The sequence below is a fragment of the Rickettsiales endosymbiont of Trichoplax sp. H2 genome (genome assembly GCF_009690945.1).
GTDB lineage: Bacteria > Pseudomonadota > Alphaproteobacteria > Rickettsiales > Midichloriaceae > Aquirickettsia > Aquirickettsia rohweri.
Map to the genome: position 1 here is coordinate 38,735 of NZ_NPHZ01000005.1, position 24,957 is coordinate 63,691.

Consider the following 24,957-nt stretch of genomic DNA (forward strand, 5'->3'; position numbering starts at 1 on the left):
TTTAAAAATCTTAATAATTAAAGCCCATTGAATTGAAAGTATCTTCAAAATCCATTCTTCTTCTTGTAATTTTGAAATTTATATCATCAATTAATACCTCTGAAGCATATGGCCTTAAATTATATAAGCTACTCATAGATGAACAGTAAGCACCTGCAGTAAGAATTGCCAAAATATTACCCTCTTCAGGTTTTATAACTTGAATATTGTTATTAATTATATCTGTAGATTCGCAAATATTACCAACCAACTGCACCTCTTCTTCTAGATCACCCGTATTAGATAAATTTATCACATGATGATATGAAGAATATAATGCAGGCCTAATAATATGGTTAAAACCAGTATTTACACATACAATCTTTTTGTTACCTTGCAATCTTATATTTGTAATTTTAGTCAATAAAAAAGTAGATTCAGCTACTAAATATTTACCTGGTTCAAAAACTATTTTTATATTATTTTTTTGTAAATTTTGATATTTTTTATAATATTTATCAACAACTAACGCAAACTCAGACAAATCAACTTCTTCATCTGATGGCTTATATCTAACACCAAAGCCACCACCTAGATCAATAAACCTTAAGTTTTCTATTTGATTACCTAGTTTAAACATAAAATCTACCATTGGAGCAAAATTCATTGTATTATATAAACCAGACCCCAAATGACAATGCAGACCAATAAGTTTTAAATTATTAAACTTTATTATATTTAAAGCTTCTTCCATTTGAGAATGGTAAATGCCAAATTTAGAATCCTCTCCTCCAGTTATTATTTGTTTAAATTCACCATCTCCAAATCCAGGATTAATTCTAATAGAAACCTCTGAGCCATTATATTTTTCAGCATAACATTGTAATTCAGAAATAGAACCTATATTTACCACTACATTATGCTTATTTGCGTAATCCAGTTCATAATTATCACAATTATTCCCAGTAAATAAGATTTGATTACCTTGAAATCCACATTTTTTTGCAAGATCTATTTCAAATGGAGAAATAGTTTCAACACCATCTATACCAGCATCTTTTAATAACCGAATAATCATAGGGTTAAAATTAGCTTTCAGTGCATAATAAAGTAAACAATTGTTATCAAAAGCTTTTCTAATATTTTTAACTTTTTTATTTAAAATTGATTTATCTGTTATAAAAACAGGGGTACCAACTTCAGTTATTATATTAGATATAAGTTTTTGATTTTTGACAAAATAGTCTATTGGCAACATTCTTCCTTTTTTAAAAATTTTTTATGTAGACATTTTAAAATAAGATCTGTCTTACTTTCATCAATAATGATAGTAATATTATTACCAGAAGCACTTACACTGATTGTGTATATTTTAGTATCATTTTCCATACATACATTAAATATTCCAGCAAGAATTTTCTTATCATATGTAATTTCATTACCAATAAAACATAATTTTGCAACCTTATCTTTAACTTTTACAAATGCAAAACTTTCTAATATTTTCAAAAGCTTTTTTGAGTAATCTTCTGTTTTAATAGAAAAAGTAAATGAAATTTCAGAAGTTGCACAAACATCAATAGGTATATTATGCTCTGCAACTATTTCTGTTACTCTTTTTACAAAACCAACTCCATTAATAATGCTTGTATTCTCTAATGTTATAATTGTGTTGTTTAGACTTGCAACAATTCCTTTTGCGTAAGGAGCTTTTTTAGTAATTTTAGTCCCTTTAAACGATCTATCAAAAGTATTATAAACGTATACAGGTATGTTTTTTTCAACGGCTAGTGCTATTGTGTCTGGATGTATTACTTTAGCACCACTATAAGCCATTTCAGACATAACATTCATGTCTAAACTAGACCAAGAAAAAGCATCCTTAACAATTCTAGGGTCAGCTGTCATAATTCCATTTACATCTGTCCAAATTTCAATCTCACTTGCATTTAAAACCATAGCTAAGATTGATGCTGTATAATCACTACCGCCCCTGCCTAACAAAGTTATGTTACCATGAGTGTCTTTGCCAATAAATCCAGTTACTACAGGAACAATATTTTTGCTATAAATCTGCTTTAATATTTTCTTTGTAGATAAGTTAGTTGCCTGAAAATTAACCTTTGCCTTTAAATAATTATTATCCGTTTTTATAATTCTTTCTGATTCAATTCTTTGAGATTTAATATTTAACTTTTCAAGAGCTAAAACCATCAAAAGAGATGATAATTTTTCACCAAATGCACAAATTCTCGCAACAGTTTTATCTGTTAAATCACCTACTAAACTAGTACCATAACTTATAGCTTCAAGCTTATTTATTATTGGTTCAAATTTATGTTCCCATAAATTATCAACATACTCATCATTTAATAGTAAATTTTTTAAAATCTGTTTGTGAATATTACAAATTTCTATTACCTTTGATTTAACTAATCTAGGTTTGCCATTTCTTGCAAATCTTATTATTTCTATTAATTTATCGGTAATACCAGCTACTGCTGAAACTGTAACAACAATATTGTAATCCTTAATTTTACTTTTTACAATTTTTGCACACTCTATAATTGAGGTAGCATTACCCATTGAAGTACCACCAAATTTAATAGATTTTAAATTCATAAACAATTATTGATTTTCAAAATAATATATATATCCGAAATAAAAATATAGTTCAAGTTTTTTCATTTAAAATAATAATGAATTGCTTCTAATATAGCTTTATTTCACTATTTATTAAAAAAACCTTATAGATCAAAATAAATGAATGAAAGCAATATTTTGATTTTAAATATTAAAAAATAATTTTTATCATTTAATTACTATAAATGATATTCTTCCATTACTTGACAAAAATAATTATAAAAAGATAGTCTAAATCTAAATTAAATGTTAGTGGGTACTGTAATGAATAATAAAAACATTAAATTTTTAAGTAATTTTAATATCTTAGCTTCTTTAATCACTATTTTTATCCAATTTTATATTTTAATATATAACAATATAGGATATCAAAGAACAATATTTTTACTATTATTTAGCCTACTTACAATCTTAGCTTTATTTGGACAAAAAAAATATTTCACACCATCTTTTTTATTTAGTTCTTTTCTTGCGATAATTAGCTTAAGACTTGCCAATCTATCAAATTTAAATTTTATATTTTATCTATACTTATTCATTATCTGTATTCAATTTATTATTTTCATTTTATATTGCCAAGAAAAACTCAAAAAATTAAAAGATACAACTCTCTTGAAAGAAAAAATTATGCTTTTTCAATTAGTATTTATAAGAATATATGTTGGATATGATCTAATACCACATTTTTGTGAAAAATTATTTGCAGGTAATGTTGTAAGAAATATTGATGTATTAGCTTTTACATCTCTAGGAGTTCCACAGCCACTTTTTTTTGTTTATTTCGCTGGTATAATTGAGTTTTTAGGAAGTTTAGCTTTTAGTTGCGGAATCTTTCTAAGATTGAGCTCAGCTGGCTTAGCTTTATATTTACTAATAGCAACTTTCTTAGGACATCATTTTTCATTAGGTTTTATTTGGGCCAATAGAGGTGGTGGTTGGGAATTCCCAGTTCTTTGGTGTGTAATAATATTAAGTTTTACAGTTATAAAACCTATGTTATTTACAATTGATGAATATATTTTAAAAAATTTTAAACTACCAAAATTTTTAAAAAAAATAATAGAATTTTAATCTATCTTAGGCATCTAGATAAATATAGATCTTTTGCGACTATGCTATAATGTGGCGGGGATGACGAGGCTCGAACTCGCGACCTCCGGCGTGACAGGCCGGCGCTCTAACCAACTGAGCTACATCCCCATATTAATATGGAGAAAATGGTGGGCGATGACAGAGTCGAACTGCCGACCTCCTCGGTGTAAACGAGATGCTCTACCAGCTGAGCTAATCGCCCTACCAAAACACGATAAATCATAATTACTTACATATGATATAAAAATCAAGCAAAAATTATTAAAGTTTGGAATTTATCATATATTTTTAATAATAAATTAATTAAATTATTCATCGTTATATATCTTTTCAGCTCTTTCATGCTCTTCTTGAGCTCTAATACTTAATGTAGCAATAGGCCTTGCTTCAAGTCTTTTCAAACCTATTGGATCAAAACTTTTTACACAAAAACCATAGCTACCATTTTTAATTCTTAATAAAGCAGCATTAATTTTATCTATTAATTTTCTATAACGATCTCTTGTTCTTAATTCAAAATTTACATCAGATTCAATAGATGCCCTATCATTAGTGTCAGGCTCATTGAGTTTTTCACTTTTTAAGTGATCAATCGTTTCTTTAGACTCTTTTGTTAAAGATTGTTTCCAAGCTATAAGCTTCCTCCTAAAATACTCTAATTGATAATCATTCATATACTCTTCATTTTCTGAAGGTTTATACTTTTCAGGAAGTTCAACAATTTTTTCACTCATAATATTTTATCCTAATTTATTTTTTTTCATAATTTTTTATTAAAAACTCATTTAGCAATCTTACTCCAAAACCTGTAGCTCCTTTAGGAGATAAATCTCCTCCATCATCAAGCCAATTTACACCCGCAATATCAATATGAGCCCAATCACAATCATTTTTAACGAATCTTTTTAAAAATTGAGCAGCAGTTATACTTCCTGCTCCACCACGACTTACATTTCTAATATCAGCAATTTTTGAATTAATCAATTCATCGTAAAATTCATCTAATGGAAGCCTCCAAACTTTCTCTCCCACTTCCTCTCCAGCATCAAACAATTGTTTAGATAATTTATCATTATTAGAAAAAAGACCTGCACAATGATGGCCTAAAGCAACAACAATAGCACCAGTCAAAGTAGCTAAATCAATCATAACTTTAGGCTTAAACTTCTCTTGTGCATACCACATAATATCAGCTAACAATAATCTGCCCTCTGCATCGGTATTATCAACTTCAATAGTTTGTCCAGACATAGAAGTAATTACATCTCCTGGTCTTTGTGCATGTCCTGAAGGCATATTTTCAGCAAGCCCTATAACACCTATAGCATTTATTTTTGCCTTTCGCTCAGCTAGAGATTTAATTAATCCCGTTACTACGGCAGCACCACCCATATCATATTTCATCAATGTTATTGATGGACCCGATGGTTTTAAATTAATACCCCCTGTATCAAAAGTTACACCTTTACCAATAAAAGCTATTGGCCTATCTTTAGTTTTTGATGAATTTAAGCCATTCCACTCCATTACTACTGCATATGTTCCAGAGCAACTCCCTTGCCCCACTGCAAGAATAGCATTCATTCCTAATTTTTTTAGTTGATTTTTATCTAAAATCTTAACTTTAATTCCTAAATTTTCTAATTCTTTACACGCCAATACAAAATTTTCTGGATTCAATGCATTTCCAGGTTCTGAAACTAGATCTCTTACAAAATGAGTTGAGTCAATAATCTTTTCTCTTTCATTAAACTTTTTCTTAACACTTAAATTATCGGCATAAACATTAATATTTTGTAAATAAATCTTATGCTTTTCTTTTTTATCAACATAATATTTATCAAATGTATAATTTTTAAGTTTTATTCCTTCACAAATATTTAAAAGAAAAAAATCTTGTTGATTATTTAATTCATCATTGTCTATAAAAATTTCAGCAGTCTCAGCTTTTAAAGAATTCAGTTTATTGGCAATATTACCACCAAGTTTTTGAATTTTTACACTATCTAACTTTTCTACTTCACCTATTCCACAAAATAAAACTTTCTTTATTGAACCATCTATCTGAACAGGAGTAAAAAACATTTCATTATATTTACCACTAAAATTTTCAAAGGTTTTTAATACTTGAGTTATATTTTTAAAGTTTGACTCAAGAAACTTTGGTAATTTATTTTTATCAGACAAAAAAACAACAGATATTTGATCGTTTATGTGCCTAAGCTTGTTAAATGAAAATTCCATAATTCAACTTATTAATATTAATCTAGGTAACTTATATACCATATATTAAAACAAGATAAAATAATTAACTTTCCTATATAAAAATATTGAATATTGATTATGTATCAAAAATACCAATAGTTGCAATATAAATTTAAAAATTAAACATTTTACATTTTTATGAAATTTTCTATTATAAACATATTTAATTAATTATTTCATAACCAATTGTCAAAAACCTATTATAAGAACATATTTTTCGGTTATTCAAAAATTCTTTTTTTTACTTTTATAGGCTTTTTTTTAATTATACTTATTTTTGATATTTTAGAGATTTCTAGAATTACAACAAAATATTCACTAAAATTTACATTAGTTATAAGATTAGCTTTAATGAAGAATTACAGTAGTTTAAGCCAAACTATACCAATGATAATATTAATATCATCATTGTTGCATTATAATTCTAAAAATAAAAATAATGAATTAATAGCTGCAAAGAGCATTGGTATATCAAATTTTAATATTATCTTGCCTGTTATATCTGCTGTATTAATTTTTGGAATCATAAATATCACAATAATAAATCCTATTGGAACAATGTTATTAAAAAAGTATCAAAATTATGAAGCAAATAAATTTAAAAAAGAAAAAAGTTTAATTTCTATATCTAAATCAGGAATATGGTTAAAAAATAAATTTAATAATCAAAATTTAATAATTAATGCTTTAAGGGTTTCTCAAATATCAAATACTATGAATGATGTTAAAATTTTTTTTATAAATGAAGATGGTGAATTAGAAAAACAAATTTTTTCAAAGTTAATTGCTTTTAAAAGTCAAAGTATAATCATACAAAATGCAACGATCATAGATAAAAATTTTAAAATATTAAAAGAAAAAGAATTAATCTTACCCATAAAAATTTCTATATCACAAATATTAGAAAATTTTACTACCATAGATACAATATCATTTTTTGAATTATTAAATTTTATAAAAATAACAAAGGAATCAGGATTATCAATAAATAAATACTTATTATTTTTCTTAAAAGAGTTAATGTCTCCAATTTATATAGTCAGCATGTCATTAATAAGTTTTTTCTTTTCTAATCGAGTAAATAATAGAAAAAAATATAATTTAACTTTTCTATATGGACTAACCGTAGGCTTTATAATATATTTTTTAACAAACTTCATATATGCACTAGGATCATCTGGGAGCGTTTCAGTGTTTCTTGCTGCATTTTTTCCTACAATTACTTCGAATATTATTGCATTATATCTAATTCTATATAAGAATAATCAAATCTAACATATAAATAATAAGGTGAGGAGGTTGCTTGACTATGCCTATTGATAACACAGAAATAATGAAGCAAAGAAGTAAAAATTTCAAACAATATGAAAGTTACATAAAAAGTTTTAATAGTTTTTTAAATAATTTTCCAATTTTCTCAATACCAAGATTTGCAAAATCAGCTTATAAAACATTTTCAAATTTACCTTCATGGAGCAAACCTATAGTAGGAACTATAGTAGGAGTTTTTATTGGGTTGCCAGCAGCATTAATTGGGATAACAACTATCGTTGCTGCAGAAGCAATTAAATTCTCACTTGCTTGTTTAACTAGACCATTTGGTATAAAAACCTTCTCATTTAGACCAATGACCTGGAGCCTCTATAAAGTAGCTCAAAACGCTTCTACTCCTGAAATGCAAAAACTCCTTTTAGAGAAAACAAGTTTACTAGAAAAAATTGGCCAAAATAAAGAGACTGTTAAAGGTATCCTAAATGATTTAATTTTGACAGATCAAACCACTAAACAATTAGCAAATGCAACTCTTGATTTACTTGCTGATAAAGATTCTAGAGAGAAATTAAAAACAGAATTAGTGAATAATTATTTTAAATTCAGTTTAAATTCATTTGATAGAGAAGGTTTTATTAGAAATTTTATTAAATATGAAAGAAGTCAAATTACTGATAAAATTAAAGATGAACTTAGCTTAGTAAAACTTCTTAAAGCTAATTTTGACATTAGATTAGGAGATTCAAATTATAAGCTAAAAAAAGCAGTTAAATCACTAGGTATATCTCCAACTAAACAAGAGATTTCAGATACATTAAAAACGCAATTAACAAGAGAATTGCAGATTTTAGGGCTTAATCAGGATCAAATCAATACATTATTACCTGACAACCTTGAATTATCTTTAAAAAGTGCGCAAGAAATTTTTCAAAAACAACATGAATTAACACTAGATTCAAAAATTAGTCAAATGAGTACTAATATTAGGGACCACATTAGAGAAAATGGAGCAATTGAAAATTTTGATAGTTATATTGAAGATATTTTAAAAGAACAAGCAGCATATGTAGTTGATGTTCAAGAACCACTATATCAACAACTTTATGTTGATGATTATATAAGATTTCATCAGGAGAAGGATTCACCTAAAAGTGTTGAAAAACTTCGAGAAGAGGCTCTTCAAAATTCTTATGGACTAGCTACAGATTACTTGAGATTGACTCAAAATATTTTAAGAATGGTAGATTCTCTGCCAGATCAAGATCTTAATAATGTTATAGAAGCAGCAAACCCAAATCTAAAAACCATTTTAAAAACAAAAGGAAGTAAAGTAATTGAATTTGCTAAAGATTATATAGGAGATTCAGGTAGCTTACGTGATATGTTAACTGAATTTGGGATAACAGACGCAATATTAGATTTAGCACCATTAGTATTAAGTGAGGATGATGGTATAGCTAAAGTAGCTAATGTAACAGAATCTATTAGAAGCAAATTTATTTTTGAATGGACTGAAGATATACTAAATTTTTTAAATTCAAACCCTGAACTTCAACAAAAATTTATAGATAACCCTGAGATGGCAAGCAATTTAACTAAAGGCATAGTTAATAGTATACCATTTTTAAAAAATTTATGTCAGGATTTAGGTGCTACCAATCCAGTACTTGATATTATTTCAATACTTGTTAAAACCCCTGAAGATACACAAAAACTACTAGAACATCTAAACAGGGGAGAATATATAGAATTAACTCAAAAATTTATAGAAATAGCCAGCTCAAACGAAGAATTAAGAAATTATTTAACAACAAATAAAGAAGTTTATAAAAATTTAATAACATCCCTCTTTAAAGAAATTGACCTTATAAGAAATATTCAAACTAATAATGGAATTACTGATGCAGAATTAGGAGAAATTTTAGATTCAGGACTTGGTGTTTTAGACAATCCAGCTAAATTTACAGAACTTATGGAAGTAACTAAGCAAATTTTTGATATTGCAAATCAATATATGACAGAAAATAATATAAACAAATTTGCAGATTTAACAAAAAATGATTACATAAAATTAACAAAACTTATATTACAAAATGATAGATTACTTACTTTATTAGAAAACAATAAGGAGGAAGTAGGTAAATTTGCAAAATTATTAACCGAAAAAATTCCTGCACTTAGAGCTATGAAAACTCAGTATTTAGGAGAAGTAGCTGTAGATACATTCGTTACTAATTTAATTGAATCAGGCATTTTAAGAAATAAAGATAATATAAGTGTTATGTTAGATAGATACTCAGGCAATGGTTATAAAGCTGTAGATATATTTAGCTATATTTACAGGGGCTCTTCAACATTGAAAAACTTATTATCTATAGCTCCTATTAGCGAATATTTTTCCTCTGCATCTATCAATCAAACATTATCTGATTCTATTAAAATATAATAAATTCTAATACAACCAAAAATTCATTAACTGAGTTATTAACAAGCAGTAATGACACTACAATACAAAATTTAGGTGCCACAAAAAAATTAGATGGAATTGAATTAGATGAAATTGACTTTGCAAAAGCAAAAAAAATTCATGGATTTAGCTTCACATCATCACAGTTGTCTAGAGCAAATTTTCAAAGAACAGAAATTAAATCAACATCTTTTGCAAACTCAATGTTTAAATATGGAGTAAATTTTGAAGATGCTAATTTACAAGATGTAGACTTTAGTAATTCAGCTTTCAGCACTTATAATTTGGAAAAATTATATCTTCCTGCCCGTTATAATGCTAAAGGAACAACCAGACCTGAGTATATAATAAGTTTTAAAAATTCAACATTAACAAATGTAAATTTTAGTAATATCGACCTTGTTAAAAAGTATGGTGTTAGAAATGAGATCAAAATAGACTTTGAAGGAGCTACAATTGACCCTTCTACGTTTGATTCATTAATTGCTGCAATTAGAAAAAATCCTGAACTTAAAGATAAAATCAACTTAGTGGGGGCTAAAATTATAGGTGATTTAAGTGAAAGAGATTTATCAAATCTAGATTTAGAAGGGATTGATCTCTCTGGTATCGCAAGCTTACAAGGTACAATAATTAAAAATACTAATTTAAAAGGTACAAACATTAATCCAGAATTATTAAAAAAAACTATGCAACTTGAAAGTATAGAAACAGATTTTACATTAGCTAAATTAAATGAAATTGAAGAAGCACAACAAGAAAATAGAAAATCAATTATTACTAAAAAAATATCTAAAATTATTGTCAACAAGCTAATTAATGATGGCAAATTAGTTGTTAAAGATTATATTCAAATTAACTTATTTATTGAAAAACTTAACACTAAATTATCAACAGAAATAAATTCTTTAGAAGAGAGTGAAAAGCAATTTTTATACGGTCTTTTTGAGGAAAATTACGCTAATTTAGATCAATTTGCAATAAATCCAAATACTGTTAAACATTATTCAGATTTAACTCAAAATCCACTAGCAATATTAAATATTCTTTATACTAGTGCTTTTACTGATAATGAATTATCAGATTTAAATTTAGCAAAAGCTATAAAATATGAAAATATGAAAAACTTAATAGCCGATGAAGTTGGAAAAGAATTATTTGGAGAAGGTCAAAATAGAGGTAAAGATTTCTTGATAATAAGGGATCATATAGCAAGTGTTTTTGACAGATTATCAGATGAAGAAAAAGAAAATTTATATGCACAAATTTGTACCATTGATGACAGCATTAAGCTAAACCAAAGTGAGGAGTGTAAACTATTAATTCAATCCTTAAAAAGTCAATACTACGATATAACAAAATATACAACAGCTGGAAAAGTAGTCACTAGTGGTATATATATACCAACCACGGGTTCATTAAATGAATTTGTACAATCCGATGCAAATAAAATGAAATCCATTTCCAATTTAGAAAAAATATCTGATTTATCTAATGCTGTTGGCCAAAAACTAGGAGAAAAATTATTTGGACCAGATATGTCTTCTTCAAGAAAAAAAGATACTCAAAAAATTATTAATACTCTTAGAGATTCAGTAATTCCAGAATTAAGTGAAACCGAAAAAACTAAATTATCAAGCCCTCAAAATTTAGATACATTAATTGGAGATTATAAACAAACTAGTATTCTTGGATATTGGAGTTCTGGAACTCGTCCAGAAAGTTTATCACAACTTTTTTATGACAATTCTTCAAGCACTAAAATGGGTTATGCAACTGGTGGTATAAAAATAGACGACACTATATTAACTTCTAGGGCTTTTTTAGATAAAGTAAAGACTCATATGAGAACATCATTAGCTAATGGACGTCAAATTTAGAAGAATTTTAACTTATAACTAAATAATAAATATATAACCTTGAAATAAATAATAGTTAACCAACATTTAACGGGTATATAATGTTTACTTAAAAAGTTTTACATGTTACCAATATTATATGTACTAATTTGATTTTGAGGTAAGAATGAATAAAAGTGAGTTTATAAATATACTATCTAAGAAATTAGGATGTTCTAAAGTATATGCTTCTAAAGTTGTAGACGCAGTTTTTGGATGTGTAGGAGATGCTTTGCAAGAAGAAGATATTTTAAGATTTGTTGGCTTTGGGACTTTTAAAATTCAAAGGCTTCCTAAAAGGAAGGTTAAAACTCCAAGAAGTGGAGAAATTGTAACAGTACCAGCTAAAAAATATGTAAGATTCTCACCAGGTGAGTTATTAAAAAATAAAGTAAATCACTAATTATTAATATAAAAGGAACACAACCTGTATAAAGTCTAGATATGATTATATATATTGAAGTACTTTATACTGGTTTTATTAGCATTATATTTACCGCCTTATGATAAAAATATTAGCTAATTTAGCTACTCATTAAATAATCAGATTTTTTAAAAAATTAGTTGTAAAAACATTTCTTTTACTATTATTATTCAAATGTAAAAGGATTATAACTATAATAATGGGAATAAAAATGACTAATAACATAGAGGTGTATAATCCTTTTACAATCCTTATCATACAAGCAAACAAGGCAGTAACAATTTTGTTACATGCGCACTATAACAAAAAATAATATAAAAGTCTTTTAAAATTTTTGTTTTTTTATAAAATATTATATATTTCTTTACTTTTGATCTTAATTTATGTTGAAAAAAATTATTTTTTTTATATTTTTTATAATTTTACAACATAAAGTCATAGCAAATGAATCAAAAGAGTTAAATTTAGATATAAAAAACATTATATATAACGGTCATGAGTTAAAATTTGATATATTGTTAAATATAAAAAATGGGTGGAATCTTTATAGTAATAAAGATTCAGATTTTGGAATCCCATTAAACTTAAAGTTATTAAAAAACAAATTACATGAATTAACTAGCAATATTGAATATCCACCTTCAATAAGTGAAATAAAAATAATAAATGGAAAAAAATTTATTAGTAACTTTTATAAAAACCATACTTTAATAAAAGTAAGCACTTATATTGATAATGCAGATGATTTAAATAAACTGTATCTCAAAATTAAATATTCTCTATGCAATAGCACATGTATTTATAAAACAGAAATTTTTCATCTTAAAGATTATTTCTCAACTAATTTTGGCTATTCAAATAATACAACAAACTTTCAGCAAATTTTATTTTATATTGTCATTTCTTTAATTGGAGGCTTGATTTTAAATTTTATGCCCTGTGTTATCTCAATCATGAGTTTAAAAATAATAAGTTTTGTAAAACTAAGAAGCACCTCAAATCACAAGGTTAAAATTAATATTATTTATTATATTTTTGGCATAATAAGCTTTTTTATACTTTTGGCAATTATAACAATAATATTAAAACATATAGGATTAACAATAGGATGGGGAATACATTTTCAAAATCCTTATTTTATAATGTCACTCATATTAATTTTACTTATCATGGCTAGCAATTTATGGGGTGATTTTGAATTTCAATTATCTCATAAATTTTTAACAAAAATCTCTAATTTAAAAATTAATAAAGAACTATTCTCTAATTATTTCAATGGATTATTTATAGCAGTGTTATCAACATCATGCACAGCTCCATTTCTTTCTACTGCAGTAACATACTCACTAACTCAAAATAATATTTATATACTAATAAATTATTTTTTTATAGCGATTGGCATGTCCACCCCCTATATATTAATATTAATATCTCCTAATTTATTAGAATTCATCCCTAAACCTGGGAAATGGTTATCAAAATTCAAGAAATTTTTAGCCATTATTTTTATCTTAAATGTAGTATGGCTTTTATATGTATTAAATAACCAGATCAATTTCACTTCATTAATTCTATTTATAGGGTTTCTCATTATTCTAAAAAAAGTTTCAATGTCTTTATTAAATTTTATTAATAAATTTAATAGTAAATTACTCATAGTAACTTTAACTCTTACCAGTTCTGTATTTTTTATAAATTTCATAGCAAATTATGATAAAACTATTAAAAATAATGAACTACTAATTAAAGATAAATGGAATGATTTTAATTATGAATTAATAAGAACTGAGGTTGCTAATAACAATATCGTTTTTGTGCAAATAACTGCAGATTGGTGCGCTACATGTAAGATTAACGAATTATTAGTTTTAGACAATACATATATTTATAAAATATTCAAAAATAATAAAGTCAAACTTTTTAAAGCTGATTATACTTTAAAAAATGATCATATATATCAATATTTAAAAGATCATAATAGATATGGTATACCAATGTATATCATGTATGGCCCAAAAAATAAAACAGGAATAATTTTAAGTGAGATACTTACATTTAATAAAATACGTACTGCCATTAACGCTGTTAAATAGATATAAATTTTATTACTCAAAATTATGAATTATATTTTTTCAAATTTTTCAATACATAATAATGGTAAAGTATCTAAGAATTTTTTAAACCTTGGAGTAAAATCTTTCCATAGTGCCATTGATTGGGTTAAATCTATGCCATATGGTCGAAATAATGATAGGGCAAACTATCTAGTATATTCTCAGAATATAGAGGGACTTGTTCAACAAAACATGCCTTATTAAATGCTTTAGCTCTTGAAAACAATCAAAATATAATACTTAAAATGTTTATTTGCAAGATAGATAAATATTCAAATAAATCTATAGAAAGCCTTTTAAAATATCTGAAAATAGAATATTTTCCAGAAGCCCATTGTATTATTAGTAATGATAAAGATTATCTAGATATTACATTTCCAGGACATTTAAAAAAACCAAAAGCAGAAACAGTTAAATCATATAAATTAAAACCCTCAGATATAGGTAAAAAAAGATAGAACTACATCGCAATTATCTTATTTCATGGATGAATGAAAAAGGCCTTAATAAAAAGCATTCTCTTGAGGAAATTTGGAATTTGAGAGAAATGGATTATTAGCTTATCAAATAAATCAAACCATATATTTCTCAGGTAAATTATTAAGAATAATTATATTAAATTTAGGTATTATAAATATATTTATAACTCACCCTTTCCAAAATCAAAGTGTCCTTCATTCATGTCAAAAACAAATGCTGTCTTTTCAATAAAATCTATACATTTATCAGATTCATGCCAACCATAGTGCTGTACTTTTTCACTTCCCCAAGACAAGCACTCTTTAAATTGCCCATCTTCACATTTAAATCTTTCAGGATGGAATGAGTTTTCTCCTAAAAGCTCAACATAATTATCACAAGTTAATTCTTTTCCACCAAAACCTACAAATATATCCTTTTGATATGGGTGATCCTTTTTAATAGTTAAAAAAGCTTTAGTAAAACCATCGTCAGCTTTACAAATATTAGCCATATTACCTATAGAATCAGAGATAGTCTTTGTTTTACCTAAAAATTTATCTACAATAAATATACCAGAAAATTCATAAACATTGTTTTTAGTAAAATAATAAGAAGAAATATTAGATAATAAATTTTCTACTTGATTTAAAAAATTATCAATAAATGAAACATTAGTATAATTATACACTGTTCTATCAGATACAGTTGGAGGTGATCCAGTCATACCAATATTAAATAAAGCTGCTGGCTCATCATCAATTGTAAGAACCCTAGCTAATTTACATTCACTTTCATTACTGTTATCTCCCCTATTACCCCAAAGCTTTAATTTTCCTTCCACACCTTTTTCACAATGCTTGCCATTTCCATAGATTGCACAAGATTTAGGACTATTTGCGGAACTAAAAATCTGATTTAGCAAATTTTTTGATTCATCATTATTTTTAATAATTTCAAATGACACAGACATAACAACCCCAAGTTTTATTATTTAAATTTAAGGTTATTATAAATAACAAAACCTTAATTTACAAGTTTAATTTTATAACCATCTTTGGTATCAATGATATTATAACCTAATTTTTCTATTTCCATCCGGATTTTATCAGACTCTTGCCAATTTTTGTCAATTTTCAGCTGCTTTCTTTTTTCTGCAAGCTCTATTATTTCCTGTGCAATCTGATTCTCTTCTTCTTTTTGCCTAATATCCAAACCTAAAAATTTACAGCACTTATATACATAATTAGCACTACTCTCATTGCCATCTAATGCCTTGTTTGCTAATTGATGTATAAATGACAGCGCAAGTGGGGTGTTTAGATCATCAGATATATACTTCAAGAACTCCTCAGGCAAATCACCTGATATTTCATCAAATTTAATATTAAATTTTTGGATACATCTTTGAAACTTATTTATGCTTTTCTTAGAATCAAGTAATGCTTTTTCATTAAAATCAAGTGGCTTTCTATAATTTGCAGTAAGATAAAAATATCTCAATTCAGCACCTCCAACCCTTTTATCCAATAGCTCTTTAACAGTGGTAAAATTTTTAAGGCTTTTACTCATCTTTTCACTATTAACCGTTAAAAATCCATTATGCACCCAATAATTTGCAAATTTGTTGCTTTTTGATTCACACACACTTTGAGCAATTTCATTTTCATGGTGAGGAAAAACTAAATCAATACCACCTCCATGGATATCAAAATTATCCCCTAAATATTTCTTACTCATTACTGAACATTCTATGTGCCACCCAGGTCTACCATCACCCCAAGGACTTGCAAAAAACATCTTCTCGTGTTCTTTTTTGGGCTTCCACAGTACAAAATCTAATGGATTTTTTTTCAAATTTGAAACTTCTATTCTCGCACCTATATCTTGATCAGCAAGTTTTCTTTTAGAAAGTTCCCCATAATTATTATAACTATCAACATTAAAATATACATGATCTTCTTTAACATATGCATGCCCAAGCTCTATAAGCCTTTCTATCATATTTATCATCTCAGATATATTTTCAGTAGCTTTAGGTTCGTAAGTTGGTAATAAACAATTAAGTTTATCTAAATCTTCATGGAAATATTTTGTAATCTTTGTAGTTAATGATTCAATGCTCTCATTATTTTTGTTTGCAGAATCAATAATTTTATCATCAACATCAGTAATATTTCTTACATATGTAACTTTATTATATACATGTTTTAATAATCTGAATAAAACATCAAATACCACAGAAGACCTTGCATTACCAATATGTGGCCTGTCATATACTGTAGGACCACATACATACATTTTAATATTTCCCCTATCTATAGGAATAAACTCTTGCTTTACTCCGTTGATAGTATTGGTTAAAAAAATTTTCAATTTTAAAACTATAAATGAATTGGTTTAAAATAAGTAGCAAGCGCTGCTTCCTTAATTGCCTCGTTTAGAGTTGGATGTGGATTGCAAATCCTTGCTAAATCTTCTGATGCAGCTTTAAATTCCATTGCAACCGCTGCTTCAGCAATTAATTCTCCCGCAGCATCACCTATAATATGCACTCCTAAAACTTGATCACTCTCTTTACAAGCTAAAACTTTCACAAAACCATCTGTTTCTAAAGAAGTTCTTGCCCTGCTATTTGCAAGAAATGGAAATTTACCAACCTTATAATCTATTTGATCTTTTTTTAATTCATCTTCTGTTTTGCCAACAGAAGCGATTTCTGGATGAGTATAAACAACACTTGGTATAGTATTGTAATCAATATGCCCATGCTGTCCATCAATAATTTCAGCCACAACAACACCTTCATCTGAAGCTTTATGCGCAAGCATTGGCCCTGCAATAACATCACCAATAGCATAAATATTTGGGATATTTGTTTTAAATTGTCCGTCAACAATTACCCTTCCTCTATCATCCAATTTTATACCTACTTTGTCTAAATTTAATGATTTAGTATTTGGCTTCCTACCAACAGCAACCAGCACAACATCACAATCCATTTTTTCTGAATCATCACTTGAGACTGAAGAAATATTAACTTCAACTTTATCCTCTATAACTTGAGCAGATGTTACTTTAGATGTAAGCTTAAAACTTAAACCTTGCTTTTCAAATATTTTTTTTGCTTCTTTTCTTACATCAAGATCAAAACCTGGCAATATATCATCAGCAAATTCTACCACTTCAACACTCGCACCAAGCCTAGACCATACTGATCCCAACTCAAGACCAATAACTCCAGCTCCTATCACAATCATCTTATTTGGAACTTTTTCAAGAGATAAAGCCCCATCAGAAGTTACTATTTTTTCTTCATCAATTTCTATATCAGGCAATGTAATCGGAACTGAACCTGTTGCAATTATAATATTTTCAGCTTCTATTGTTATATTATCACCATTATTTGAATTAATTAAAATCCTATTATTAGTTTCAAATTCTCCAATTCCATTAAAGTAATCAATTTTATTTTTTTTAAATAATCCAGCTATACCCTGCCCTAATCCTGATAAAGTTGAGTACTTAGTTTCCATTATTTTTTCTAAAGAAAAACTAATATCTTTGCACTCTATTCCTCTTGATGCAAAATTATGCTTAGCATCATGATACTTATGAGTTATATTGAGTAGTGATTTAGATGGAATACAACCAACATTTAAGCATGTTCCTCCTAAAAATTCTTTATTATCTACACAGGCAACTTTTTTACCAAGTTGAGCAGCTTTTATTGCTGCAACATATCCACCAGGACCACCGCCAATCACTAAAATATCGTATTTTTCCATAATCTATAACCCATTAATATTTTACAAATTAAATAAAAGTTTCTCTGGAGTCTCAACCATTTCTTTTACTCTTCTTAAAAATGTAACTGCCTCACTTCCATCTATTATTCTATGATCATAAGAAAGTGCAATATACATCATTGGACGAATTACAACATCACCAGAAATTGCCATTGGTCTTTCCACAATGTTATGCATTCCAAGTATTCCTGATTGAGGTGGATTAATTATCGGAGTAGATAACAATGAGCCATAAATTCCACCATTTGTAATACTAAATGTTCCACCTTGCATATCACTCATTGCAAGCTTACCATCTCTTGCTTTCTTACCTAAAGATACAATATTTTTTTCAATCTCAGCATGACTCATTTTATCAGCATTTTTTACAACTGGAACTACAAGCCCTTGTTCTGTTCCTACTGCTACACCAATGTTATAATAATTTTTATAAACTAAATAGTCTCCATCAATTTCAGCATTAACAGCTGGAATTTCTTTTAATGCTGCAACTACAGCTTTGACGAAAAAGGACATAAATCCTAACTTAACTCCATGCTTTTCTTTAAATGCTTCTTGATAATTTTTTCTACATTTAATAACTGCAGACATATCTACTTCGTTGAAAGTTGATAAAATTGCTGCAGTATTTTGTGAATCCTTAAGTCTCTTTGCTATTGTTTTTCTAAGCCTTGTCATTTTTACTCTCTCCTCAAGTTGATCTTGAGATTGAGTAACTATAGATGTTTGATTTTGAGATTGAGGATTAGAAATAGCAGATATTACATCACCTTTCGTAACCCTACCATCTTTTCCAGTTGGATTTTCTATATTTTGAATATTATTTTCTGAAGCAATTTTACTTGCAGCTGGTGAAAAAATTTGTTCTTTAGGGACATCATTTTGTACAGGCTGAGAATCAATGTTAGTATTGATATTATCACTTTCTGATTCATCATCATTTTTTACAACCTCTTGAGAAACTTCCCCCTCTTCTAACAATCCTAAAGTATCCCCGACTGCAACAACATCTCCTTCATTAAATTTTATCTCAGATATTGTACCAGAAGCAGGAGCATTAACTTCTAATGTTATTTTATCTGTTTCTAATTCAATTAAAAGCTCGTCTACTCTAATTTGTTCACCAACTTTTTTATGCCATTTTGCAATAGTTGCCTCAGTAACTGACTCTCCAAGTGATGGTACTATAATATTAACTGCCATATTTTTTAACTCCTATTATTCAAATGCTTTTTGTAAAAATTTATATAACTCTTCTAAATGAAGTTTTAAGTAACCAGCTGCAGGTGAAGCTGATTCATCCCTTCCAATATATCCAATCCTCAATTTGCTATCAACTTCTCCTAAGACTTCATCAAATCTTGGTTTGATATAACTCCAAGCTCCCATATTTTTATGTTCTTCTTGACACCAAATAATCTGCTTTAAGTTTTTATACTTATTGATTTGATTTATTATTTTTTCTTTAGGAAATGGATAAAGCTCTTCTAATCTAATTAAAGCAACTTCATTTTTTGCTAACTTTTCTCTTTCCTCAAGTAAATCATAATATACCTTACCACTACAAAATATAACTTTATTAATTTTATTGGCATCTTTAGAATCATCTCCGATTACTGATTGAAATTGTGTATCTTCAGCAAAATCAGATAGTTTAGAAACTGCTAAATGATGCCTTAACAAAGATTTTGGTGTCATTATTATTAATGGATTTCTATATCTTCTTAGCATCTGCCTTCTAAGTAAATGAAAAATTGATGCAGGAGTTGTGCAATTTGCAACAGTAATGTTATTGTTTGCAGAAAGCTGTAAAAACCTTTCCATTCTTGCAGAACTATGTTCTGGTCCTTGCCCCTCATATCCATGTGGCAATAAAAGAACTAACCCACTCATTCTTAACCATTTAGCTTTTCCAGAAACTAAATATTGATCAATAATCATTTGAGCACCATTCGCAAAATCACCAAACTGTGCCTCCCAAATTACTAATTTATTTGGACTGGAATAACTATAACCATATTCAAAGCCCATAACTGCTAATTCAGATAAAATACTATTATATATTTCTAATTTAGCAATTTGATGTTTTTCTAAATTATTTAATGGAATGTATTTTTTTTCATTTTCCTGATCTGTTAAAACTGAATGACGATGAGAGAATGTACCCCTTTCTACATCTTCACCTGTAAATCTAATATTAAATCCCTCTTTAAGCAATGAAGCATAAGCTAAAGTCTCACCCATACCCCAATCAATATTATCTTCTGTTTCTAACATTTGCTTTCTATTATTAAGCAATCGTTCAATTTTTTTATTTAATTTAAAAGAATCAGGAGCATTTGTTAATGCGTTACTAAAATTTTTTAAATCTTCATGTTTTACTCCTGTAATTACATTTTTATTATCTTCAGTTAAAAATCCATCAAAATTTTGCCACTCACCTTTAAGCCAATTAGCTTGTTCAGCTTTATAATTATTTGATAACTCAAATTCTTGATCTAAAAAACCTTTAAATTCCACTTTATTTTTTTCAAATAGATTTTCATCAAAATTCCCTTCATTTTTTAGCTTAGCAATATAAACTTCAGAAGGCTTATTATGTGTACGAATTTTATCGTACATTCTTGGCTGAGTGAACATTGGTTCATCACCTTCATTATGTCCATACTTTCTATAACAAACTATGTCAATAAATACGTCCTTTTTAAATTTTGCTCTATATTCTGCTGCTATTTTACTAACATATGCTATAGCCTCAGGATCATCACCGTTTACATGAAAAATAGGCATGTTAATCATTTTAGCTATATCTGTACAGTACCTAGACGCCCTTCCATCGGTAGCATTTGTTGTAAATCCTATCTGATTATTTGTTACTATATGTATTGTACCACCAGTATCATATGCATTAGTTCCAGCTAATGCTAAAGATTCCATCACCGAACCTTGTCCACATAAAGCTGCATCACCATGAAGCAAAATTCCCACAACCTTATCTCTTTCTTTGTCATTCATTAAATCTTGTTTAGCTCTTACTCTACCTAATACAACAGGATTTACAGTTTCTAAATGTGATGGGTTGGGTGTAAGTGTTAAATGAATACTTTTTCCATCAATTTCAATATCAGAAGAAAAAGCTAGATGATACTTTACATCACCTGGCAAATTAAGTTCTTCTGGTATAAAAATACCTCCTTTAAATTCAGAAAAGACAGCATGGTAAGGTTTATTTATAACTTTAGTCAATACACTTAATCTGCCTCTATGAGCCATTCCAAAAATAATTTCTTCCATATTATCTTTAGCCAAAACCTGAATAATTTCTTCAAGCGCTATTATTGTTCCCTCACCTCCTTCAATAGAAAAACGTTTAGCACCAGGAAACTTTGTATGCAGATATTCCTGAAACATTTCAACTTTCGCTATGCTATCTAATATTTTAAATTTTTTATCTTTGCTTAAATTAATTACACCAGCATCATTTTCTATTTTTATTCTAAGCCACTCTCTTTCCTGCAAATTATCTATATGAGAAAATTCTATAGCAAATCTCCCACTATATGTGTTTAAGAGACGTTGATATAGTTCTTTAAACTGCATTTCATTTTGACCAAAAATGCCATTTAGATAAATTTTTTGCTCTAAATCTTCATCTTTAATACCATAATTTTTATAATCTAATTCTTTTGGAAACGCTGAATTGTTAAGATTAAGTGGATCTAATTTAACAGCAATATGTCCATAAATCCTAAAAGCATCAATTAATTGAATTGCTTTTATAGTAAGATCATTAAATTGATTATTTGATTCAGTTTTACTATTTTTTATACCTTTTTTAACTTTATCTTGATAACCAACTATTTTATTACCCCTTTTTTTCCAACTTGGACCAGAAAAATAATTGTTAAAATCATCAACATTTTCTTTTAAATCTGCAAAATACTTTTTCCAAATATCGTCTACTGAATCTGGTTCTTTTAAATATTTATTATATAACTCCTCAATAAATATTGCATTCTGCGAAAAAAAATCTGAATTATCACTCATTTAATTATTTCAAGATATAACCATAGTTTCATAATTATTACTCTCATATCTATGAAAAATCAAGGATTCTATTTTTGAAGAATTTAAATGCTTGTTGAAGATATTATCCAATCCAAGAAACTCTTTTCACCATTACTAATTTTGATTTCAACTATACATGGAGATTCATAGCTATGTATCTTTAAAATTCTTAATCTTACTTCATCAAATAATTTGCTTTGAGTTTTTAATATCAATATCACTTCATTATCATAGTGAATTTGGTTATTGTAATAATAAATTGATTTTGCACTATCAATTATATTTGCACATGCCACTAATTTTTCCTCAACAAGTATAGTTGCAATAGAATTAGCTTCATTTTTATTTTTACAAGTAACATATATTAATGAAAAATTATGCATACCTTTTTTACCAATAAGACTTTAATACCTATATTTAATTTTATAGATATAAACAATATAAAAGTAAATATTGACAAATTATACAACAAGTTTAACCTACTTTCTTATAAGTATAAGTAAATTATAGTATTGTATAATGGTTTCTATAAACGATCCTATTCCATCTTTTTCACTTCCTTCATCAAGTGGAAAAGACATTTCACCAAAGAATCTAAAAGGGACAAGTTACATTTTATATTTTTATCCCAAAGATTCTACACCTGGGTGTACCATAGAAGCTAATAACTTCACAAATAGCTATGATGAATTTAAAAAATGCAATACATTAATTTTTGGAGTATCCAAAGATAGCATAAAAAGCCATTTAAATTTTATAAATAAACAAAAAATTGCTTTTGAATTAATATCTGATATAGAATGTAATTTATGTAAAAAACTTGATATTTGGAAGGAAAAAAGTATGTTTGGGAAAAATTATATGGGTATTGAAAGGAGTACATTTTTAATTGACTCAAGTGGTATAATTAGAAAAATTTGGCGGAATGTTAAAATTAGTGGTCATGTAGATCAAGTGCTTTTAGAAGCAAAAAACTTATTCCAACTTAATAAAAATGAAAGTTGCAGAAATTAATGATAATAACATATCAGAAAATAAAAATATCAATGATAATATAATATTTTTAGATAAAAACATTATAAAAAGGTGCCATAAATCTAATATTGTTAATGATAGATTTATTATTGATAAGACAAAACCTTTAAAATCTTTTTCAAATGATTTTTGTGTAGCATATGCTGTCAATGATTTACAAGAATCTAGTCAAAATCATTGTTATGCTAAATTATTTGATAAATCTTTTTTATTTTATTTAGAATCTATAGTTAATTTAACATCAAATAAAATAGAAAATTTTAATAATCCGATTGATATAGGAATCGTTGAATTTCACGATACAAATGAAGAATATATTGCCGTAATCTTTAACGACATCTTTGCAGTATCATTAGGTGAGTTAATTGATAAAAATGAGTCTTTTTCAGATAAATATATAATAAAAAATATACTCTATAACATTAAGGAAACTTTAAAAAATCTACATGATCAAGGGATTGCACATGGTTCAGTTAATTTAGATAATATTTATCTTTCAAAATCTGGAAATTTTATTTTAGATGAATGCTTTACAACACCATTTGGATATAATCAATCCCCAGTTTATGAATGTTTAAACATATCAGAATCTAATATTTATGCAAAAAGCAATATTAATAAAAGCTCTGATTACTATGCACTTGGTGTTGTATGTTTAGAACTCACAACTGGAAAGAGGATTAAAAAACCTAATATCAAAGATTTAAATTCTGGCAGAATACTATCTGGTTCTTATAGATACTTTATTAAAAACAAGATTTTAACTGGAACTATTAACAAAATTATAAGAGGACTTCTTAATGATAGTGACAAAGAAAGGTTTGGATATAATGAACTATCAAACATACCTGCCTTAAAAAACTTTTTTCCTAAGATTAAAAAGCATGATTTTTCTGAACCAATTATTTTTAATAATAAAAAGATTTATAATGCAAACATTTTATCACATGAACTTGCTTCTAACATATTTGAGACAAAAAATTTATTTTCTTCAGGAAAACTACAAACTTTTTTATTTAAATATTATAAAAATGCTCAATCTTTATATAAAATTAAGCACCTACTTAATAAAAATATAACAACAGGTCGTTTTGAAACTAAGTATCTTAATTTAAATGATTTAGTTATAGCTGAAATTATTAAAATATTAGGCAATAAAGATATATTTAGCATACAAAATTTATCTTTCAGCTTTGATAATTATTCTATTTGTAATTTAGTTATCAATTTAATTAAAAATAATAAACATAACGAATTAAAATTGTTATCTGAAATTATTGATTATCAATTTTACATTAATGAATTTTCACTTAATTCTGAAATTCACAACAAATCACATAATTTTATTAAAATTTATAAAGAAAAATCAAAAAAAGCAAAAGATAATTATCTATCAAACTTTCTTTATGCATTAAATAAAACCTATCCAAAA

The 24,957-nt window shown here is 27.0% G+C and carries 20 protein-coding genes and 2 tRNA genes; 10 read left to right on the forward strand and 12 right to left on the reverse strand.

Features of this window, described 5'->3' with window-relative positions; translation table 11 throughout:
• Positions 1-10: 10 nt before the first annotated feature.
• Both lysA and h2es_RS05675 read right to left on the reverse strand, forming a co-directional pair.
• Positions 11-1,237, reverse strand: coding sequence for a diaminopimelate decarboxylase (gene lysA, locus h2es_RS05670; RefSeq protein ID WP_154512198.1), 1,227 nt, complete (start codon positions 1,235-1,237; stop codon positions 11-13).
• On the reverse strand, positions 1,225-2,601 hold the full coding sequence (locus h2es_RS05675; protein ID WP_154512200.1) for an aspartate kinase: 1,377 nt from the start codon (positions 2,599-2,601) through the stop codon (positions 1,225-1,227). The genes lysA and h2es_RS05675 overlap by 13 nt, the downstream gene beginning before the upstream one ends.
• Before the next feature lie 285 nt (positions 2,602-2,886).
• Between h2es_RS05675 and h2es_RS05680 the strand changes: the two genes are divergently transcribed.
• On the forward strand, positions 2,887-3,693 hold the full coding sequence (locus h2es_RS05680) for a DoxX family protein (protein WP_195909986.1): 807 nt from the start codon (positions 2,887-2,889) through the stop codon (positions 3,691-3,693).
• A 52-nt stretch (positions 3,694-3,745) separates the two neighbouring features.
• On the opposite strand, the gene h2es_RS05685 is transcribed toward h2es_RS05680, so the two are convergent.
• From h2es_RS05685 to h2es_RS05700, 4 genes are all read right to left on the reverse strand, one after another.
• Positions 3,746-3,822: transfer RNA gene (locus h2es_RS05685), tRNA-Asp, on the reverse strand.
• An 18-nt stretch (positions 3,823-3,840) separates the two neighbouring features.
• Positions 3,841-3,916, reverse strand: a tRNA-Val gene (locus h2es_RS05690).
• Between the two features lie 106 nt (positions 3,917-4,022).
• Positions 4,023-4,448 (reverse strand): RNA polymerase-binding protein DksA, encoded by a 426-nt coding sequence (dksA, locus tag h2es_RS05695; RefSeq protein ID WP_126044232.1) that lies wholly within the window; start codon positions 4,446-4,448, stop codon positions 4,023-4,025.
• 16 nt (positions 4,449-4,464) lie between these two features.
• Complete coding sequence (locus tag h2es_RS05700; RefSeq protein WP_154512205.1) at positions 4,465-5,958, reverse strand: leucyl aminopeptidase; 1,494 nt, start codon at positions 5,956-5,958, stop codon at positions 4,465-4,467.
• A 207-nt stretch (positions 5,959-6,165) separates the two neighbouring features.
• On the opposite strand from h2es_RS05700, the gene h2es_RS05705 reads away from it, so the two are divergent.
• The 7 genes from h2es_RS05705 (at position 6,166) to h2es_RS05735 (ending at position 14,612) form a co-directional block, all read left to right on the forward strand.
• A complete protein-coding gene (locus tag h2es_RS05705; protein ID WP_154512207.1) occupies positions 6,166-7,254 on the forward strand; it encodes an LptF/LptG family permease in 1,089 nt (362 codons plus the stop codon).
• A 34-nt stretch (positions 7,255-7,288) separates the two neighbouring features.
• Complete coding sequence (locus tag h2es_RS05710; protein WP_154512209.1) at positions 7,289-9,697, forward strand: hypothetical protein; 2,409 nt, start codon at positions 7,289-7,291, stop codon at positions 9,695-9,697.
• A 167-nt stretch (positions 9,698-9,864) separates the two neighbouring features.
• Positions 9,865-11,598 carry a pentapeptide repeat-containing protein gene (locus h2es_RS05715; RefSeq protein ID WP_154512211.1) on the forward strand — a complete coding sequence of 578 codons (1,734 nt, stop codon included), beginning with the start codon at positions 9,865-9,867 and terminating at the stop codon, positions 11,596-11,598.
• Positions 11,599-11,743: 145 nt separating this feature from the next.
• A complete protein-coding gene (locus h2es_RS05720; RefSeq protein WP_126044237.1) occupies positions 11,744-12,019 on the forward strand; it encodes an HU family DNA-binding protein in 276 nt (91 codons plus the stop codon).
• A gap of 404 nt (positions 12,020-12,423) precedes the next feature.
• Positions 12,424-14,133, forward strand: coding sequence for a protein-disulfide reductase DsbD family protein (locus h2es_RS05725; protein WP_154512213.1), 1,710 nt, complete (start codon positions 12,424-12,426; stop codon positions 14,131-14,133).
• Positions 14,134-14,157: 24 nt separating this feature from the next.
• Positions 14,158-14,358, forward strand: coding sequence for a hypothetical protein (locus tag h2es_RS05730; RefSeq protein WP_154512215.1), 201 nt, complete (start codon positions 14,158-14,160; stop codon positions 14,356-14,358).
• 41 nt (positions 14,359-14,399) lie between these two features.
• A complete protein-coding gene (locus tag h2es_RS05735; protein WP_154512217.1) occupies positions 14,400-14,612 on the forward strand; it encodes a hypothetical protein in 213 nt (70 codons plus the stop codon).
• Between the two features lie 182 nt (positions 14,613-14,794).
• Here h2es_RS05735 and h2es_RS05740 read toward each other — a convergent pair whose 3' ends face one another.
• The 6 genes from h2es_RS05740 to cutA form a co-directional block, all read right to left on the reverse strand.
• Positions 14,795-15,586 (reverse strand): hypothetical protein, encoded by a 792-nt coding sequence (locus h2es_RS05740; protein ID WP_154512219.1) that lies wholly within the window; start codon positions 15,584-15,586, stop codon positions 14,795-14,797.
• A 53-nt stretch (positions 15,587-15,639) separates the two neighbouring features.
• On the reverse strand, positions 15,640-16,989 hold the full coding sequence (cysS, locus tag h2es_RS05745; RefSeq protein WP_154512221.1) for a cysteine--tRNA ligase: 1,350 nt from the start codon (positions 16,987-16,989) through the stop codon (positions 15,640-15,642).
• Positions 16,990-16,997: 8 nt separating this feature from the next.
• Positions 16,998-18,401, reverse strand: a complete 1,404-nt coding sequence (gene lpdA, locus h2es_RS05750; protein WP_154512223.1) for a dihydrolipoyl dehydrogenase — start codon at positions 18,399-18,401, stop codon at positions 16,998-17,000.
• A gap of 21 nt (positions 18,402-18,422) precedes the next feature.
• Positions 18,423-19,625, reverse strand: a complete 1,203-nt coding sequence (gene odhB / locus h2es_RS05755; RefSeq protein WP_154512225.1) for a 2-oxoglutarate dehydrogenase complex dihydrolipoyllysine-residue succinyltransferase — start codon at positions 19,623-19,625, stop codon at positions 18,423-18,425.
• A gap of 15 nt (positions 19,626-19,640) precedes the next feature.
• Positions 19,641-22,469, reverse strand: a complete 2,829-nt coding sequence (locus tag h2es_RS05760) for a 2-oxoglutarate dehydrogenase E1 component (protein ID WP_154512227.1) — start codon at positions 22,467-22,469, stop codon at positions 19,641-19,643.
• An 83-nt stretch (positions 22,470-22,552) separates the two neighbouring features.
• Positions 22,553-22,873, reverse strand: a complete 321-nt coding sequence (gene cutA, locus h2es_RS05765; protein WP_154512229.1) for a divalent-cation tolerance protein CutA — start codon at positions 22,871-22,873, stop codon at positions 22,553-22,555.
• Positions 22,874-23,009: 136 nt separating this feature from the next.
• Between cutA and h2es_RS05770 the strand changes: the two genes are divergently transcribed.
• Both h2es_RS05770 and h2es_RS05775 read left to right on the forward strand, forming a co-directional pair.
• On the forward strand, positions 23,010-23,504 hold the full coding sequence (locus h2es_RS05770; protein ID WP_154512231.1) for a peroxiredoxin: 495 nt from the start codon (positions 23,010-23,012) through the stop codon (positions 23,502-23,504).
• On the forward strand, positions 23,485-24,957 hold a 1,473-nt coding region (locus h2es_RS05775), incomplete at its 3' end, for a protein kinase domain-containing protein (RefSeq protein ID WP_154512291.1). The genes h2es_RS05770 and h2es_RS05775, both read left to right, overlap by 20 nt.

Coding starts and splice junctions, on each gene's coding strand:
- lysA (WP_154512198.1), bottom strand. CDS start 1,237: ATGTTGCCAATAGACTATTTTGTCAAAAATCAAAAACTTATATCTAAT.
- h2es_RS05675 (WP_154512200.1), bottom strand. CDS start 2,601: ATGAATTTAAAATCTATTAAATTTGGTGGTACTTCAATGGGTAATGCT.
- h2es_RS05680 (WP_195909986.1), top strand. CDS start 2,887: ATGAATAATAAAAACATTAAATTTTTAAGTAATTTTAATATCTTAGCT.
- dksA (WP_126044232.1), bottom strand. CDS start 4,448: ATGAGTGAAAAAATTGTTGAACTTCCTGAAAAGTATAAACCTTCAGAA.
- h2es_RS05700 (WP_154512205.1), bottom strand. CDS start 5,958: ATGGAATTTTCATTTAACAAGCTTAGGCACATAAACGATCAAATATCT.
- h2es_RS05710 (WP_154512209.1), top strand. CDS start 7,289: ATGCCTATTGATAACACAGAAATAATGAAGCAAAGAAGTAAAAATTTC.
- h2es_RS05720 (WP_126044237.1), top strand. CDS start 11,744: ATGAATAAAAGTGAGTTTATAAATATACTATCTAAGAAATTAGGATGT.
- h2es_RS05725 (WP_154512213.1), top strand. CDS start 12,424: ATGTTGAAAAAAATTATTTTTTTTATATTTTTTATAATTTTACAACAT.
- h2es_RS05730 (WP_154512215.1), top strand. CDS start 14,158: ATGAATTATATTTTTTCAAATTTTTCAATACATAATAATGGTAAAGTA.
- h2es_RS05735 (WP_154512217.1), top strand. CDS start 14,400: ATGTTTATTTGCAAGATAGATAAATATTCAAATAAATCTATAGAAAGC.
- h2es_RS05740 (WP_154512219.1), bottom strand. CDS start 15,586: ATGTCTGTGTCATTTGAAATTATTAAAAATAATGATGAATCAAAAAAT.
- lpdA (WP_154512223.1), bottom strand. CDS start 18,401: ATGGAAAAATACGATATTTTAGTGATTGGCGGTGGTCCTGGTGGATAT.
- odhB (WP_154512225.1), bottom strand. CDS start 19,625: ATGGCAGTTAATATTATAGTACCATCACTTGGAGAGTCAGTTACTGAG.
- h2es_RS05760 (WP_154512227.1), bottom strand. CDS start 22,469: ATGAGTGATAATTCAGATTTTTTTTCGCAGAATGCAATATTTATTGAG.
- cutA (WP_154512229.1), bottom strand. CDS start 22,873: ATGCATAATTTTTCATTAATATATGTTACTTGTAAAAATAAAAATGAA.
- h2es_RS05770 (WP_154512231.1), top strand. CDS start 23,010: ATGGTTTCTATAAACGATCCTATTCCATCTTTTTCACTTCCTTCATCA.